We start from the raw sequence: 15,244 nt of genomic DNA on the forward strand, positions 1-15,244 counted from the left end.
TCTCGACATCGTCAGGCAGGAAGATCGCGCCTGCGCAGTCCCACCAGGCCTGCGAAGCCGACGACCACGGCGATCGCGAGCAGGGCGATCAGTGGACCTGCGGACACCGTCCCGCCTGGTAGTGAGGGGAGATGGCTGAACGGCGAGATGTCGCGGATCCAGCCCGCCGTCGCGACCCCGGCGCTCACCAGGCCGATCAGAATGCAGACAGTTGGTCCGGCCCACGAGATCATCGAGGCCTGCGGGAAGAATCCGAAGATCGCGATCGCAATCGCGGCCAGCACCCATACCGCCGGGAGTTGCGCCAGCGCTGCACCGATGAGTCTCGGGACCTGTCCGCCCACATCGCCGATCGCGACGCCGTACGCAAGCCCTTCGGCCACACCAGCCGCCAGCAACGCGACCGCCGGCCCGAGCAGGCTGAAGACGAGATGGCTCGCGGCCCACTGCCAACGACTCGTCGCGGTCGCCAGCACGGGCTCGGCCCGCCCGCTGCTCTCCTCCACGCGCATCCGCAGTGTTGCCTGTACGGCGTACGCCGAGGCGACCCGACCAGTGTCATGACTCCGGCCAGGAACGAGTCGATCAGCCCGGCCGATCCGCCCATTCGCTGGAACATCTCCTGGATGGTCGGATCGTCCTTCATCATGTCGCCGACGCCCTTGGCGACGCCGCCGAACAGTAAGCCCAGCAAGGCGAATCCGACTGTCCACGCTAGGAGCAGACCACGGTGCAACCGCCAGGCCAGCGCGAATGGCGAGCCGAGCGTCCCGTCCGCCGGGCCGAGCTTGTCGGGTAGCAGTCCGGCGCCGATGTCCCGTTTGGTAGCGAGAATGACGGCGGTGACGACCAAGCCGATGGTTGCTACCAGCAACACGGCGGCGAGCCACCAGCGGTTCTCGGCGTACGGGTGGATCTGTTGTGCCCAGCCGATCGGCGAGAGGTAAGACAACCAGGCGAGCGGGCCGTCCGTGTGTGCGCTGGTGTCGCCTGCGGCGCGCAGTACGTAGGACGCACCGAGAACGCCGATCGCGATCCCGCGCGCGGTGCCGGCGCTCGCGGTCAACTGCGCCGCGACTGCGCCTACTGCTGCGAAGAACCAGCCGGTGCCGGCGTAAACCATGCCGATGGCAACGGATCCTGCTACCGGGAGATCTTGGCTGTGCATGCCCAAGGCAAGGAGAACGGCCAGTGTCAGGTTGGCGCCGAAGACTGTGATCAGCGCCGCCGCCAGTTGTGCGTGCCGGCCGATGACGGTTGCCCCGAGCAACTCACGACGGCCGGTCTCTTCCTCGACCCGGGTGTGCCGGATCACCGTGAGCAGGCTGATCAGTCCGACCATCACCGGCACGAACCCGAGTCGCCAGGTGACGAATTCGCCCAGGCTGGAGCCGGACAGTTCGCCGTACAAGGTGATGAAGCCGGCGTTGCTCGCGTACTTGATGCGGGAGTCCGGCGTCGGGAACAGATCGCCGTACTCCTTCACGTAGCTGACCGAGATCGCCACCAGCAGCACGATCCACAACGGCAGGACGATCCGGTCGCGGCGCAGGATCAGCCGGATCAGCCCGCCGGTCCCCGCGAGGCTTTTCATTTCACCGCCTCGGGTTCGTACAGCCGCAGGAACAACTCCTCCAACGAGGGCGGCTGGCTCACGAGACTCCGTACGCCGATCTCCGTCAACCGTCGCAGGACCGGGTTGATCTCGTCGGTGTCGACGTCGAACTGGACGCGCCCGTCGGCCTCCTTGAGATCGTGTACGCCGGACAGCTGGGCCAGGCCGTTCATCGGTCCGACCAGCTCGGCCTGGATCGACGTACGCGTGAGGTGCCGCAGCTCGGACAGTGTGCCGCTCTCGACCGCACGGCCGGCCCGGATGATCGTGACGCGATCGCACAGCGCTTCGACCTCGGACAGGATGTGGCTGGACAGCAGCACGGTCCGGCCGTCGCGGTCGCTGATCTCCTGCACGACCTCGCGGAAGACCTCTTCCATCAACGGGTCAAGGCCGCTCGTCGGCTCGTCGAGCAGCAGGAGCTCGACGTCGGAGGCGAACGCGGCGACCAGCGCGACCTTCTGGCGGTTGCCCTTCGAGTACGCACGGGCCTTCTTGCGCGGGTCGAGATCGAACCGCTCGAGCAGCTCGGCCTTGCGCTTCTTGTCGATACCGCCGCGCATCCGACCGAGCAGGTCGATCGCCTCGCCGCCGGACAGATTCGGCCAGAGCGTCACGTCACCGGGGACGTAGGCCAGGCGGCGATGCAGGTCGGTCGCGTCCGACCAGGGGTCGCCGTCGAGGACCCGCGCGGTGCCCTCGTCCGCGCGCGTCAGTCCCAACAGGATGCGAATGGTGGTGGTCTTCCCCGCGCCGTTCGGGCCGAGGAACCCGTGCACCTCACCGGTTCGCACCGTGAGGTCGAGACCGTCCAGGGCAAAGGTCCGCCCGAACGACTTGACCAGACCTTCCGTGCTGATCGCAGCCGGCATGATCACTTCTCCTCAGAGCGTTGCTGGAGTTTTTCGATTTGTTCGGGGGAGATGAGCGGGATCGTGAAGACCTCCATCAAGGCCTGGCCGATCCGGTTGTAGCCCGCCGGGGTGGTGATGTCCTCGCCGAGCGCCTTCGAGACCTGGTCCCGCAGGATGAAGACGCTCAGCTTGATCGCGGCCAGCGCGGCGGCGTACCCGCGGGGGTCCTTCGGTTTGATGCCGTAACCACTGGCCCATTCCTCGACCGCGTCGACCCCTTCCAGGAACAGCGCGGTCGCGGTCTCGGAGCCGTCCATCATCGAGCGAACGATGTACAACTGCAGCGGAAACGCGATCGGATGCAGCACCAGCGGATCGAGCCCGGTGAGATCACCGTCCTGCGTCAGCTCGGCCCCGATCTGCAGCATCCGATCCTTCGCGTACCGGTCGCAGGCGTCCCGCAACGCCTCCTTCGACCCGAAGTGATGCCGGACAAGCCCCGACGACACCCCCGCCTCGGCAGCAATATCCCGGATCGAGGCCCCCTCGATCCCACGCTCCCCGAACAACCTGATCGCCGCATCCCGAATCCGAGCCCGCGCCGTCAGGTCCTCTGCCGCTCGATCCATCACCCACTCCTCTCCCTACACACAAAAGCAAACTACTACACGATCGTGTAGTCAAGTGCTTTGAGGTGGGTACTGCGGTCAGCCCCGCGTTCTCCGCAGCTGCTTTCTTCGTCGCTACGCTCCTCAGCGCACCCGCTCCGCCCGCACCCGCCCACCCCCGGCTCATCGCCGTACATCCCCTTCCGGCTATCGCCGGGTCTTCCGGCTATCGCCGGACCGTGCCGGCTATCGCCGGAGTGGGCGGCTGCCGCCGCGAGTCGCTCGCTGCGCTCGCGGTGACTGCTGGCCGGGTCAATCGATGACTGGACCGTGGAGGCTGGCGGGTGTCGACTCCTGCTGTCATGACGCGAATGGGTGCGATCGGCCCCGGCGTGCTACGCAGCTGCTTTCTTCGTCGCTTCGCTCCTCAGCGCAGCTGCTCCGCGCGCACCCCCACCCACCCCCGGCTCAGCGCCGGAGCATCCCTTGCGGCTATCGCCGGAGTGGCGGCTGCCGCCGCGGATCGCTCGCCGTGACCGCTCAGGCCGGGACTGGCCGATGACATGGACCGTGGAGGCGGCGGGTGTCGACTCGTGCTGTCCCGACGCGGGCGAGTGTGAGCCGCCCGCGCGCCGGGGCTCAGCGTCGCGCATCCTTTCCGGCTATCACCATATCTGCCAGACGCCGCTGGCGATTTGCGCGGCCGATTGCGCATTCGGGCTGTCCGGCGCGCTTTGCGGCGGGCCGTGGTGGACCTCATTCTGCTCTGGCCGAGACGACCTAGTGTTAGCTCCTCCGAACGCGAAATCACCTGATCGAGTGCTCGGGCCTCGTGATGTGAGACCGGTCACTAGACGCCAGTCGCGCACGGCCTGGGATGCTTCTCGAATGAGATCAAACGGCGCATTAGGTCGCGCGCGGAGCGTCCTCCGCGACGGAGCCAGATTTGAACAGCCGCTTCTGAATCAACCGGCACGCTGGCTTTTGCGAGCTATCTTGATGGGCGCGTGGTCCGCCGTTTGCGGTGCGCTAGCCTTCCTCATCCTGCTCGGCATGACGGTCGGTCGGTTCCTGTTCCACGGCTCTGAGCGCTTAGGCCATCTACTTGAGGTCGGGGCGCTAGCACTCGGCATCTTGGCGCTTGTGACCCTCGTTCTGGTGGTGTGGAAGGTGGACCGACCAACGCCGATGTCGGCTGTATCCACGAGCGAGGTAGGACGGGAGCAGTGAAGCACTCTGCCCTAGTCGTCCTCGTAGTCATCTTGTTCGCAGTCCTCGTGGCATCGGCCTTCTGGGCCGGTCGAGAGTCAGTCCGGGCGATCCGCAGGTGGCGTGCAGGACTCCGGCAGCCGCTGATTTCTCTCGATCGAGTTACCGCCGCGACTCTTCCGCCTCATTGGCCAGTGAACGCCACGAGGTGGCCGAAACCATTTGCCGACGGCGAACGGCAGTTGACGCGCGACATCTGTGCAATCTACGCGCATGAGGCGTGGCGTATGCATGGAAGGACCCGAGCTACTTCGGAGATGGCGCTGGTGGTCGGCGGCGCCTGGCTCGGCACGACTCTGCCTAACACGCTTCAGACGTTGTTTGCAGGGGAGCGGACCTTGCTGCTCGGATTCTTTTCGAGCGTGTTCCTCGATCCTCACTGGTGGAACGTGGTGTTGCCCGGAGCAGTCATCGCCGTAGGTCTGAATCTGCAAAGCGAGGCAGACGGCATTGAACTCGTGAAGGCTGCATACGCTGACGCAGCTCAGGTGCCGGTCAGGCCGCCAGGGACTGCGCAAAAACTGAGTGAGCAACCGTTGGCCGCTCGTCCGAGACTCGGTCTTCTGGATCGAGTTCGGCAGGCCTGGAGTAATCGGAGATGATCCCCGAACGCCCCGCCGATCACCAGATGCTCGTGACGCCGGTCCCGCGTTCCGGACAGCGCTGTGCCGCTGCCGCGGTCGGACTTTCCCGCTCCTGCATGAGAAGCGGAGGGCTGTGGCCAGCGATTGGCCGGGAATAGTTGGCGACAAGGCATCGACGGCGCCGTGACTGGGGCTGTCGCCTCCGCAGGCGAGATCGTCACTCGGCTCTGAGCCAGGGGCGGCGGAGTCGGGCGAGTCTCGCGCAGCACATGCCTGGGCGGATCGTGAGACACCTGACGCCACGGCTCGCCTGGACGACCACGGCACGCCGTGGACCGCGGGCGGCAGCCCGCAGATTCCGGCGATAGCCGGAAAAGTCCGGCGATAGCCGGATGACCCGGCGATAGCCGGAAGGGGATGCACCGCGCTGAGCGGGGGTGGGCGGGTGCGGGCGGAGCGGGTGCGCTGAGGAGCGTAGCGACGAAGAAAGCGGCCGCGTAGCCCGCGGGGTAGACCGCATTCCGACCGGTAAGAAGGTTACTTCAGTGTGACAAAGGGTCGTAGTTTGTTGACAGAGGGGTGTCTGCTGGTGTGGGTTCTTCCCCAAACACCAACACCAGCTGGGGAAGGTTGGCGGCCATGAGGAAGTTGTTGGCGGTGCTGGGGGCCTTGTGTTTGGCGGTGGTTCCGGGTGCGGCGTACGCGGCTGATCCGGTGAAGGATCCGGCCAAGAAGGTGATCAAGATCGGGGTGACCCAGTCGGTCGACTCGATGAATCCGTTCTTGGCTGTGCGGCTGGTGACCGGGTCGATCCAGCGGATGATCTACGGCTTCCTCACGGTGCCGGACTCGAAGACCCTGCAACCCAGTCCGGATCTCGCCGAGTCCTGGACAACGTCGCCGGACGGGCTGACGTGGACGTTCAAGATCCGGCAGGCGAAGTGGTCGGACGGGCAGCCGATCACGGCGGACGATGCGGCTTGGACGTTCAACAAGATGATCACCGACGACGGCGCCAAGACCGGCAACGGTCCGGCCGTCGCGAACTTCCAGAGCGTCACCGCGAACGGCCAGGAGCTGACCATCAAGCTCAAGACCCCGCAGGCGTCGATGCTCGACAACCCCGTCCCGATCATGCCCAAGCACGTCTGGGAGAAGGTCAAGAACATCTCGGAGTACGACGCTGAGGTGTACCCGACCGTCGGCAGCGGACCGTACGTCGCGGTCGAGCACAAGAAGGACCAGTTCGTGCGGCTCGAGGCGAACCCGCAGTACTGGCGTGGGCGGCCGAAGGTCGACGAACTGCAGGTGATCTTCTACGACAACCCGGCCGCCTCGATCGTCGGGCTGAAGAAGGGTGACATCGACCTGATCGGGCGGCTGAACCCGCCGGACTTCGAGTCACTGAAGGGCGATGACAACATCGTCCAGTGGAACACGCAGGGCCGGCGGGCGGCGTACCTGCAGATCAACCACGGCGCGACGACCAGCGACAACAAGCCGATCGGCGACGGCCACCCGGCCCTGAAGGATCCGAAGGTACGGACCGCGCTGCACTACGCGATCGACAAGCAGAAGCTGGTCGACGAGGTCCAGGGCGGGCTCGCGAAACCGGCCGACGGATCGATCATTCCGCCGCTGTACAAGGACTTCTTCTGGGAGGCGAGCGGCGCCGAGAAGGTGACGTTCGACCTCGCGAAGGCCAACAAGATCCTCGACGACGCCGGGTACAAGAAGGGACCTGACGGCGTACGGACGATGCCGGACGGGTCGCGGAAGCTGCAGTTCCGGTTCAGCATCCACACGGACACGCCGATCGAGGACAAGCTCGCGGAGTACCTGACCGGCTGGTTCAAGGAGATCGGCATCACGCTGACGACCAAGCGGCTCGACTCGAGCAAGTTCACCGAGGAGACCGGTACGACGGCGCTCTTCGACATCGCGATCAGCGGCTGGTCGGTGAACCCGGACCCGGAGGAGGTGCTCGGCACGCATCTCTGCAGCCGGCGTCCGACCGCGTCCGGGCAGGGCGGCGGGACCGAGTCGTTCTACTGCGACCCGCAGTACGAAAGCCTGTATCTGCAGCAGCAGAAGGAGCTCGACCGGACCAAGCGCGCCGACACCATCAAGAAGATGGAGGAGCGGCTCTACACCGACGCGCCGGTGATCGCGTTGTACTACCCGAACGATCTCGAGGGCTACCGCAAGGACCGGATCGCCAGCATCACGCCGATCCCGGAGGACAAGGGCCTGCTGTACGGCGGGTCCGGGTACTGGCCGTTCTACACGCTCGAGGCGGTGTCGAAGGACGGAGTCACGGCCGAGAGCGGTGGGATGAGCGGCGGCGTGATCGCGGGCATCGCGGCGGCCGTGGTCGTCGTACTGATCGGTGGGTTCTTCGTACTGCGACGCCGTCAGGGCGCGGCCGATGAGCGCGAATGACGGTCACGGTCGAAGCTCCTGAGCAGAGCCCTGCTCGCCACGGTCTGCTGCGCTATGCGGCGACCAAGGCGGGCGGGGCCCTGCTCAGCATCGCGATGGTGATCGTCGCGACGTTCTTCCTGTTCCGCCTGCTGCCCGGCGATCCGGTCCGCGCGCTGGCGCAGGGGCGGAACATGACGCCGGAACAGCTCGACCTGGAGCGGGCCCGGCTCGGTCTCGACAAGCCGATCCCTGAACAGTTCCTGCACTTCGTGAAGCAGACGCTGCAGTTCGATCTCGGCGTGTCGTACGAGTACAAGCGGCCGGTGGTCGACCTGATCGGCGAGCGGATCGGGTCGACGCTGTTGCTCACCGGTACGGCGTTGGTGATCGCGGTCAGTCTCGGCCTCTGGCAGGGTGCGCGCGCCGGGTGGAAGCCGGGCAGCCGGTTCGACAAGGTGTCGACCGCGATCTCGCTGGTGCTGTGGTCGGTGCCGACGTTCTGGCTCGGGCTGTTGCTGCTGATGGTGTTCGCGGCCGGGATCGGGCCGATTCCGGGGATCTTCCCGACGCGTGGCAGCTCGAGCGTCGACAAGCCGGACGGGTTCGCCGGCGTGCTGGATGTCGGCGTACACATGGTGCTGCCGTGTCTGACGCTCGTCGCGGTGGTCTATGCGCAGTACCTGCTGGTGATGCGGTCGTCCGTGCTCGACGAGGTCGGGCAGGACTACATCACGACGGCTCGGGCGAAGGGTTTGCGCGATGACGACGTACGGCGGAAGCACGCCGTACCGAACGCGCTGCTGCCGACGGTGACGCTGGTGTTCATGCGGATCGGGTTCGTGGTCGGGGGTGCCGTGACGGTCGAGGCGATCTTCAGCTGGCCGGGGCTCGGGCAGCTGTTCTACGAGGCGATCCGGGTGCCGGACTTCACGTTGATGCAGGGGACGTTCCTGCTGATCACGGTGTCGGTGATCCTGATGAACACGTTGGCGGACGTCATCTATCACCTCTTGGACCCGCGGGTGAGGTCGGCATGAGCAACGTGACCTGGGTACGCCGTCGTCGTGCCGCCGGGCGGTTCTGGGCGGATTTCCGGACGCACCGGGCCGGCGTTGCCGGCTTGGTGATTCTCGCGGTTGCCGTCGTACTGGCGTTGATCGCACCGTTGTTCATCGACGCCGGCGTGACGAACGTGGTGTCCGGCACCGGCGCGAAGCTGGCGCCGCCGAGCCTCGACGATCCGCTCGGGACCGACGAGTCGGGACGGTCGGTGCTGCTGATGATCTGGTGGGGTTCGCGGACGTCGCTGCTGATCGGATTCCTGGCGGCGCTGCTCAGCATGGTGATCGGGACGGTGCTCGGGATCGCGGCCGGGCACTTCCGGGGGTGGGTCGGTGCGGTGATCCTGCGGGTGACCGACTGGTTCCTGGTGCTGCCGTCGCTGGTGACCGCGTTGGTGCTGGCGGCGATCCTGGGTGGTTCGACGGCGACGATCATCGTGGCGATCGGGGTGACGTCCTGGCCGTCGACGGCGCGATTGATCCGCGCGCAGACGCTGGCCGTCGAGGCACGCCCGTACATCGAGAGATCGCTGGCGCTCGGCGGCGGCCACTGGCACATCACGACGCGCCACGTGCTGCCGAACGTCGCGCCGTTGCTGTTGGCAAGTACGACGCTGGAGGTCGCGAGCGCGATCGTGACGGAGTCGACGCTGGCGTTCCTCGGCGTGAGTGCGAACAAGACGTCGTGGGGGACGATGCTGCGCGGGGCTTATGACTGGGGTGCGGCGACGGCCGGCGCCTGGTGGTACATCTTGTTGCCGGGTCTCTGCATCGTCATCGTGGTGATGGCTTTCACCTTGTGTGGAAGGGCTTTGGAGTCGGTCTTGAATCCTCGCCTGCGGACCGGGGGTGCCTGATGCTTGAACTCGACAACTTGTCCGTGACCTATAAGGCAGGTGGCGACATCCCTGCCGTCCGCGGCGTGTCCTTGTCGTTGGCGGCCGGGGAGGCGGTTGGTCTGGCCGGCGAGTCGGGCTCGGGCAAGTCCTCGGTCGCGCTTGCTTTGTTGCGGCTGCTGCCCCGGTCGGCTGTCGTGGGTGGACGGGTCCTGCTCGACGGCGAGGACGTGCTGACGATGAAGTGGGGCCGGTTACGCGCCGTACGCTGGTCGTCGGCATCGATCGTGTTCCAGGGCGCGCAGCACGGGTTGAATCCTGTGCAGCGGATCGGGGAGCAGATCGCAGAGCCTCTCGTCGTACATCGACAGGCATCGGGATCTGCTGCTGACGCGCGGGTGCGGGAGCTGCTCGAACAGGTCGGACTGCCGGCCTGGCGAGCCCGGAGCTATCCGCATGAGCTGAGTGGTGGCCAACGGCAACGAGTAATGATCGCGATGGCACTTGCTTGCTCACCGCAACTGATCATCGCCGACGAACCGACGACAGCACTCGACCTGATGGTCCAGGCGCAAGTGCTCACGCTCATCCGCGACCTGATCGCCTTGCACGGGATCTCGCTGCTGATGATCTCGCACGACCTGTCGGTCCTGGCCGACGTGTGCGATCGCCTCGCTGTCATGTACGCCGGACGCTTGGTGGAGCTCGGTCCGTCGTCGGGGGACTTTCGCCACCCGTACAGCCAGGCGCTCGCGGCGGCGTTCCCGACCGTCGGCGATCCCGCTTCACGGCTGGCGCCACGCGGTCTGGCCGGTGATCCGCCGGATCCGCAGCAGCTTCCAGGTGGGTGTTCGTTCCATCCGCGTTGCCCGGTCGCGATCGAGTCGTGCGCGACGTCCGACGTACAACTGCGTCCGGTCGGCGATCGAACCGCCGCCTGCATCCTGGTAGGGGAGTGACTCTTGCTAGAGGCAACTGATCTGCACGTCGAGTTCTCCGGCCGCGGCGGACGGCGAGCCCGGGCCGTCGACGGCGTCAACCTCGCCATCGGCGCCGGCGAGATCGTCGCCCTCGTTGGCGAGTCCGGCTGCGGCAAGACCACCCTTGCGCGCACCCTGCTCGGTCTGGAACGCCCCACCGCGGGTCAGATCGTGTACGACGGCACGCCGCTGAGCTACTCGGGCCGCGCCCTGAAGGCCTTCCGCCGTCAGGTCCAGCTCGTCCTCCAGGACCCGATGGGCTCCCTCAATCCCCGCCACACCGTCCACGAAGCGGTTGCCGAAGGCCCCAGAATCCACAACCTTCCCGACGAGGAATCCGTCGTCTCCTCGGCCCTCTCGCGCGCCGGCCTGCGCCCACCCGAGCGATTCCTCCATCGCTACCCCCACGAACTCTCCGGCGGCCAACGCCAACGCGTCGTCATCGCCGGCGCACTCGCCCTCGACCCCAAGGTCCTCATCGCCGACGAACCCGTCGCCTCCCTGGACGCCTCGGTCCGCGGCGAGATCCTCTCCCTAATCCTCCGCCTCCGCGACGACCTGGGCCTGTCCGCCCTCGTCGTCACCCACGACCTGGGCCTCGCCTGGAACATCGCCGACCGAGTAGCCGTCATGTACCTGGGCCGCATCGTCGAATCCGGCCCCACCGAAGCCATCCTCACCAACCCCCAACACCCCTACACCCAAGCCCTGCTCTCCGTCCTCCCCGATTCCCCCCAACGCATCATCCTCACCGGCGAACCCCCCGACCCCACCCAAATCCCCACCGGCTGCCGCTTCCACCCCCGCTGCCAACTCATCCCCACCACCCCAGACACCACCGCCTGCACCTCAAAGCCCCTCCCAATCCTCCCCACCACAACCCACCCCCAGGTCGCCTGCCACCTGGCCACCTCCTAACTCGGTTCCACGCACAGTCACCCGGTACACGACCTTGTGGCCCTCGCGCACCCCGACGATCAGCCCGGCGTCGCGAAGGATCCGCAGATGGCGCCCGACCGTGCCCAGCGACAACCCCAGCTCTTCGGCCAATTCACTCGCCGTCCCCGGACGGGACAGACGCAACAACAACTCGGCGCGGCCGCGTCCGATCAGCCGCTCGAGCGCGACCCGACCGTCGGCTGGGAACTCGACTGCAACACGACGGGCGGGGTACACCAACGCATAGCCCGCCGTCTCGCTCTCACACAGCCAGGTGCCGCCTTGCAACGTCACCGGGACGAACTGGAGCCCTTCGTCCCCGACGTGCCGATCAACGCCCGGACGATTGCTGAATTGGATGCTGTCGGCACCAATCCACCGGCTTCGTCGGCTCATCCCCTCCAGTGCCTTCGGCCAGCCGAACGCTGCGAGCAGACCGGCCCGGTATATCACCTCACGCTCAAGGGCCTCACGCCGACGCGGCCAATCCGGCGCCACATGACGCGACCAGACCGTGCGTACGGCGGAAGCCAGCGACCGCCCCAGGTCGGAGCTCTCCAGCCACCGAAGATCGTGTTCGAGCCAGCTGTGCTGCAGCGATACCTTGAAAGCAGCCCGGATCTCGGCGTCGTTCATCGCGGCGACTTGCTCGAGCTCGGCCGATAACGACGTACCCATCCCTCCGGTCGGTGGTAGGGCGACCACATCGGGAAGCCATTTGGTCGAGCTGAGCAGGTCGGCCAGGCCGCGCAGGAACGGGTCGCGGCGGAGGCGCCGGTCGAACGACTTCTGGTGGTTTGCGTACCACGCCGACATCCACGGATCCGGTCGCGCCCGGCGGAGGCTGATGATCGCGCCGACCGTCTCCGCGAGCGGCGACAACGCGAATCTCGACCTCGAGAGCGCCAGCGGACTGAGCTTGAGGAGTGTCAACTTTCGCCTCCTCGCGAAAGACTTCGCCGTGCGGATGAGCTGCCCGCATTGTCGCGCAGTGAATTCTCCCCTTCGTCGCCCGGCCTTCCGCTACTTCATGGCCGGCCGACTGGTCTCGCTGCTGGGCAGTTCGATGGCGCCTGTCGCCCTTGCCTTCGCAGTCCTGGATGCGTCCGGCGATCCGTCGCAGCTCGGGGTCGTGCTGACTGCGCGGATGGTTCCTATGTTGTGCTTCGTCCTGGTCGGTGGTGCGGTCGCCGATCGGGTTTCCCGGCGTACGGTGCTAGACGCCACGAACGCGGGCGGGGCGGCGGCGCAGGGTGCGGTCGCAGTACTGCTGCTGACGCACAACTACAGCTTGCTGCTGATCAGCGTGCTGAGTGCGGCGAACGGGATCTTGGATGCGTTCACCTCGCCGGCCCTTCGCGGGCTGGTGCCCGAGCTGGTCGAGAAGGATGAGCTTCGGAGGGCCAACGCGCTGCTCAGCTCGGTTCGCAACGGCACGAAGATCGTCGGGCCGGCCGTGGCGGGCGTACTCGTCGCGGTCGTTGGCAGCGGACCGACCATTGCTGTCGACGCGGTCAGTTATCTGGCGGCCGCAGTACTGCTCGGTCGGTTGCGGGCTGGGTCGCCGACGGCCCTCGTCGTACGCCGTGGCTGGCGGGAGTTCCGGAGCATCCGCTGGGTGTGGGCGGTGACGCTTTCGTCTGCGCTGATGAACCTCGCCCAGACGGGCGCGTGGCAGGTGCTTGGACCGCCGCTGGCTGGCGCGAAGCTGTGGGGTTTCGCGCTCAGCGTTCGCGGGCTGGGGCTGCTGGTGATGAGCGCGCTGATGTATCGCCTGGTAGTCCGTCACCTTCTGCGGACTGGCCAGCTCCTCAGTGCCCTCGGTGCGTTGCCTCTCCTCGCACTCGGCGTCGGCTGGGAGCCGATCTGGCTACTGCTCGCTGCCTTCGCTGCCGGGGTCGGTTTCTCCATCTCCGGCATCAGCTGGGACACCTCGCTGCAGGAGCACATCGACCGCGGCGTACTGTCGCGGCTCGCGTCGATCGACGACCTCCTCTCGTACGTCGCCATCCCGGTCGGCCTGCTCGTTGCCGGGCCGTTGGCTGACCGCTTCGGAGCGCGGCTGGTCACCCTCGTTGCCGCGATCGTCTACACGGCTGCCGCGTGGAGCGCTCTGCTCTTCAAGGAGGTTCGCGAGCTTCCGCATGGTTCGGGTGGTTGACAATAGTTAACAGGAAGTAGAACTATTGCGGCATGGTGGAAGATGCGGTGGATCGGTTTTTTGAGGTGTTGGCGGATCCGACGCGGCGGCAGGTGGTGCGGTTGTTGGGGGAGGGGCCGCGGCGGGCGGGGCAGTTGGCGGTGGCGACGGGGGCGTCTTCGCCGGCGATGAGTCGGCATCTGCGGATCCTGTTGGAGGCCGGGCTGGTTGCCGATGAGCGGGTGCCGGACGATGCCCGCGTTCGTGTCTTCCGGCTCAATCCCGAGCCCGTGGTCGCCGTACAAGCCTGGCTGGATCAGGTCCAGGCGCACTGGCGTGACCAGTTGGGCGCGTTCAAACGCCACGTCGAGCAGAAGGAGTCCTGATGACCGAGCAGTCCGTCGAGGTCGCAGTCGAGGTCCCCGTTGCGCCGCCCACGGCGTTCAAGATCTTCACCGAGGAGATCGACCTGTGGTGGGTACGCGGGCCGATCAACTTCTGGGACTCGGCCCGCGCGATCGAGGTGCGCATCGAGCCGGGCGTCGGTGGTCGGATCCTGGAGGTGTACGCCGATGACGCGCTCGAGCGTGGCGTGATCACGGCCTGGGAGCCGGGCGAGCGTCTCGAGTACCGCAGTTCGGTCGACGACACCGAAACGACGATCACGTTCGATCCGATCGACGGCGGTACTCGCGTCACCGTGGTCGAAGCGCTGATCGAGGGCGGCACCAGGGCCGACTACGCGTGGCAGAACGTCCTGTACTGGTTCCCGGCCTGGGTCACCCGCCGCGACTCGGCGCCGTCGACGCCGCGCGAGGTCGGGCGGCTCGCGATCGCCTTGTACTACGAGGATCCGGCCGCTGCGGCCCGGTGGCTGCACTCGGTGTTTGGCCTCGAGACATGGGACCGCATCCCGGAGGAAGGCCGCCAGCCGAGCTGGATCGAGCTGCATGCCGGCGCGTCGTCGATCATCCTCCTCAAGCGGACGGAGCCGGGCGCGCCGGCCGCGGATCACGCTGCCTGGGTGTACGTCGATGATCTCGACGCGCACTTCGCGCACAGCCAGGAGAACGGCGCGAAGATCTTGCAGGAGATCCATCAGTACGGCTTCCGCTCCTACGAAGTCGAGGATGTCGAGGGCCACCGCTGGACCTTCCTTCAAGCCCGGCCCACGCAGCCATGACCGAACTGTCAGCCACCGCATCCATCGAGGTCGCGGTCGATCCGGCGACCGCATTCAAGGTCTTCACCGAGGAGATCGACCTGTGGTGGGTCCGCGGCCCCATCAACTTCTTCGACGCGTCCCGCGCGACTGCGATGCAGATCGAGCCCGGGGTCGGCGGACGGATCCTCGAGGTCTACTCGCCGCCCGACGACGTACTCGAAATCGGCAAGATCACTGACTGGCAACCCGGCGCCCGGTTCGCGTACCGCAGTTCGGTAGACGACACCGAGACCCGGATCGCCTTCGACGCAACCAGCGCGGGCTGCCGCGTCACCGTCGTACAGTCCCTGCTCCCCGGCGGCTCCCAGGCCTTCTACTTCTGGCGAAACGTCATCCACTGGATCCCCGAGTGGCTCAGCCGGCGGTGAGCGCGGTGGGGACGCTGCGGCCGCGAGGTAGGGCGACGGTGTGCTGAGAACGTCGCGGGGTGGGGTGGCGGACGCCGGTAGTCGACGCACCATCCCGCGACCACGGTCCGCCTCGGCGACGGCGGTACGCACTCAACCGGGCGATAAGCCCGCACCCGTCGACGGCAGCCGACAGATCCCGGCGATAGCCGGAAGACTCTCCGGCGATAGCCGGCAACGCCCGGCGGCGGCCGGCACACCCCGGCGATAGCCGGCAAACCCGGCGATAGCCGGAAGAGCCCGGCGGTAGCCGGATGGGATGCTCCGGTGGTAGCCGGGGGTGGGTGGGGTGCGGGCGTAGT

15 protein-coding genes are annotated in these 15,244 nt (G+C 66.8%); 10 read left to right on the forward strand and 5 right to left on the reverse strand.

Features of this window, described 5'->3' with window-relative positions:
* Window positions 1-11: 11 nt before the first annotated feature.
* Genes FDA38_RS42905 through FDA38_RS05660 form a run of 4 tightly spaced genes read right to left on the reverse strand, consistent with a single transcriptional unit; the run spans window position 12 to window position 3,098 of the window.
* Window positions 12-284, reverse strand: a complete 273-nt coding sequence (locus tag FDA38_RS42905) for a hypothetical protein (RefSeq protein ID WP_233714540.1) — start codon at window positions 282-284, stop codon at window positions 12-14.
* On the reverse strand, window positions 230-1,594 hold the full coding sequence (locus FDA38_RS05650) for an ABC transporter permease (protein ID WP_233714541.1): 1,365 nt from the start codon (window positions 1,592-1,594) through the stop codon (window positions 230-232). The genes FDA38_RS42905 and FDA38_RS05650 overlap by 55 nt, the downstream gene beginning before the upstream one ends.
* The gene (locus tag FDA38_RS05655; RefSeq protein ID WP_137252983.1) at window positions 1,591-2,487 is read right to left on the reverse strand and encodes an ABC transporter ATP-binding protein; all 897 of its coding nucleotides are present in this window, start codon (window positions 2,485-2,487) and stop codon (window positions 1,591-1,593) included. The genes FDA38_RS05650 and FDA38_RS05655 overlap by 4 nt, the downstream gene beginning before the upstream one ends.
* Before the next feature lie 2 nt (window positions 2,488-2,489).
* Window positions 2,490-3,098, reverse strand: a complete 609-nt coding sequence (locus FDA38_RS05660) for a TetR/AcrR family transcriptional regulator (protein ID WP_137252984.1) — start codon at window positions 3,096-3,098, stop codon at window positions 2,490-2,492.
* 1,505 nt (window positions 3,099-4,603) lie between these two features.
* On the opposite strand from FDA38_RS05660, the gene FDA38_RS05665 reads away from it, so the two are divergent.
* The 6 genes from FDA38_RS05665 (at window position 4,604) to FDA38_RS05690 (ending at window position 11,149) form a co-directional block, all read left to right on the forward strand.
* Window positions 4,604-4,948, forward strand: coding sequence for a hypothetical protein (locus FDA38_RS05665; protein WP_137252985.1), 345 nt, complete (start codon window positions 4,604-4,606; stop codon window positions 4,946-4,948).
* A 621-nt stretch (window positions 4,949-5,569) separates the two neighbouring features.
* A complete protein-coding gene (locus FDA38_RS05670; protein ID WP_137252986.1) occupies window positions 5,570-7,372 on the forward strand; it encodes an ABC transporter substrate-binding protein in 1,803 nt (600 codons plus the stop codon).
* On the forward strand, window positions 7,369-8,391 hold the full coding sequence (locus FDA38_RS05675) for an ABC transporter permease (protein ID WP_137252987.1): 1,023 nt from the start codon (window positions 7,369-7,371) through the stop codon (window positions 8,389-8,391). Before FDA38_RS05670 ends, FDA38_RS05675 begins: the two co-directional genes overlap by 4 nt.
* Window positions 8,388-9,272, forward strand: a complete 885-nt coding sequence (locus FDA38_RS05680) for an ABC transporter permease (protein WP_137252988.1) — start codon at window positions 8,388-8,390, stop codon at window positions 9,270-9,272. Before FDA38_RS05675 ends, FDA38_RS05680 begins: the two co-directional genes overlap by 4 nt.
* Window positions 9,272-10,210: an ABC transporter ATP-binding protein gene (locus tag FDA38_RS05685; protein WP_137252989.1), complete on the forward strand. Its 939-nt coding sequence runs from the start codon at window positions 9,272-9,274 to the stop codon at window positions 10,208-10,210. The genes FDA38_RS05680 and FDA38_RS05685 overlap by 1 nt, the downstream gene beginning before the upstream one ends.
* Before the next feature lie 3 nt (window positions 10,211-10,213).
* Window positions 10,214-11,149, forward strand: a complete 936-nt coding sequence (locus tag FDA38_RS05690) for an ABC transporter ATP-binding protein (RefSeq protein WP_137252990.1) — start codon at window positions 10,214-10,216, stop codon at window positions 11,147-11,149.
* Here the strand turns inward: FDA38_RS05690 and FDA38_RS05695 are convergent.
* Window positions 11,081-12,103: a winged helix-turn-helix domain-containing protein gene (locus tag FDA38_RS05695; protein ID WP_137252991.1), complete on the reverse strand. Its 1,023-nt coding sequence runs from the start codon at window positions 12,101-12,103 to the stop codon at window positions 11,081-11,083. The two genes, FDA38_RS05690 and FDA38_RS05695, sit on opposite strands and share 69 nt — an antisense overlap.
* A 58-nt stretch (window positions 12,104-12,161) precedes the next feature.
* Here FDA38_RS05695 and FDA38_RS05700 point away from each other — a divergent pair, with 58 nt between their 5' ends.
* Genes FDA38_RS05700 through FDA38_RS05715 form a run of 4 tightly spaced genes read left to right on the forward strand, consistent with a single transcriptional unit; the run spans window position 12,162 to window position 14,903 of the window.
* Window positions 12,162-13,331, forward strand: coding sequence for an MFS transporter (locus FDA38_RS05700; RefSeq protein ID WP_137252992.1), 1,170 nt, complete (start codon window positions 12,162-12,164; stop codon window positions 13,329-13,331).
* A 32-nt stretch (window positions 13,332-13,363) separates the two neighbouring features.
* The gene (locus FDA38_RS05705) at window positions 13,364-13,696 is read left to right on the forward strand and encodes an ArsR/SmtB family transcription factor (RefSeq protein ID WP_137252993.1); all 333 of its coding nucleotides are present in this window, start codon (window positions 13,364-13,366) and stop codon (window positions 13,694-13,696) included.
* Window positions 13,696-14,493, forward strand: a complete 798-nt coding sequence (locus FDA38_RS05710; protein ID WP_137252994.1) for a VOC family protein — start codon at window positions 13,696-13,698, stop codon at window positions 14,491-14,493. Before FDA38_RS05705 ends, FDA38_RS05710 begins: the two co-directional genes overlap by 1 nt.
* A complete protein-coding gene (locus FDA38_RS05715; protein WP_202877563.1) occupies window positions 14,490-14,903 on the forward strand; it encodes an SRPBCC family protein in 414 nt (137 codons plus the stop codon). Before FDA38_RS05710 ends, FDA38_RS05715 begins: the two co-directional genes overlap by 4 nt.
* Window positions 14,904-15,244 lie beyond the last annotated feature (341 nt).

The organism is Kribbella jiaozuonensis (assembly GCF_005233875.1).
Classification (GTDB): Bacteria; Actinomycetota; Actinomycetes; order Propionibacteriales; family Kribbellaceae; genus Kribbella; species Kribbella jiaozuonensis.

What these genes read in the sequence shown, in the direction of transcription:
- FDA38_RS05665 (WP_137252985.1), top strand. Translation starts at nt 4,604, where the DNA reads ATGGCGCTGGTGGTCGGCGGCGCCTGGCTCGGCACGACTCTGCCTAAC.
- FDA38_RS05675 (WP_137252987.1), top strand. Translation starts at nt 7,369, where the DNA reads ATGACGGTCACGGTCGAAGCTCCTGAGCAGAGCCCTGCTCGCCACGGT.
- FDA38_RS05685 (WP_137252989.1), top strand. Translation starts at nt 9,272, where the DNA reads ATGCTTGAACTCGACAACTTGTCCGTGACCTATAAGGCAGGTGGCGAC.
- FDA38_RS05715 (WP_202877563.1), top strand. Translation starts at nt 14,490, where the DNA reads ATGACCGAACTGTCAGCCACCGCATCCATCGAGGTCGCGGTCGATCCG.
- FDA38_RS05650 (WP_233714541.1), bottom strand. Translation starts at nt 1,594, where the DNA reads ATGAAAAGCCTCGCGGGGACCGGCGGGCTGATCCGGCTGATCCTGCGC.
- FDA38_RS05655 (WP_137252983.1), bottom strand. Translation starts at nt 2,487, where the DNA reads ATGCCGGCTGCGATCAGCACGGAAGGTCTGGTCAAGTCGTTCGGGCGG.
- FDA38_RS05710 (WP_137252994.1), top strand. Translation starts at nt 13,696, where the DNA reads ATGACCGAGCAGTCCGTCGAGGTCGCAGTCGAGGTCCCCGTTGCGCCG.
- FDA38_RS05680 (WP_137252988.1), top strand. Translation starts at nt 8,388, where the DNA reads ATGAGCAACGTGACCTGGGTACGCCGTCGTCGTGCCGCCGGGCGGTTC.
- FDA38_RS05705 (WP_137252993.1), top strand. Translation starts at nt 13,364, where the DNA reads ATGGTGGAAGATGCGGTGGATCGGTTTTTTGAGGTGTTGGCGGATCCG.
- FDA38_RS05670 (WP_137252986.1), top strand. Translation starts at nt 5,570, where the DNA reads ATGAGGAAGTTGTTGGCGGTGCTGGGGGCCTTGTGTTTGGCGGTGGTT.
- FDA38_RS05660 (WP_137252984.1), bottom strand. Translation starts at nt 3,098, where the DNA reads ATGGATCGAGCGGCAGAGGACCTGACGGCGCGGGCTCGGATTCGGGAT.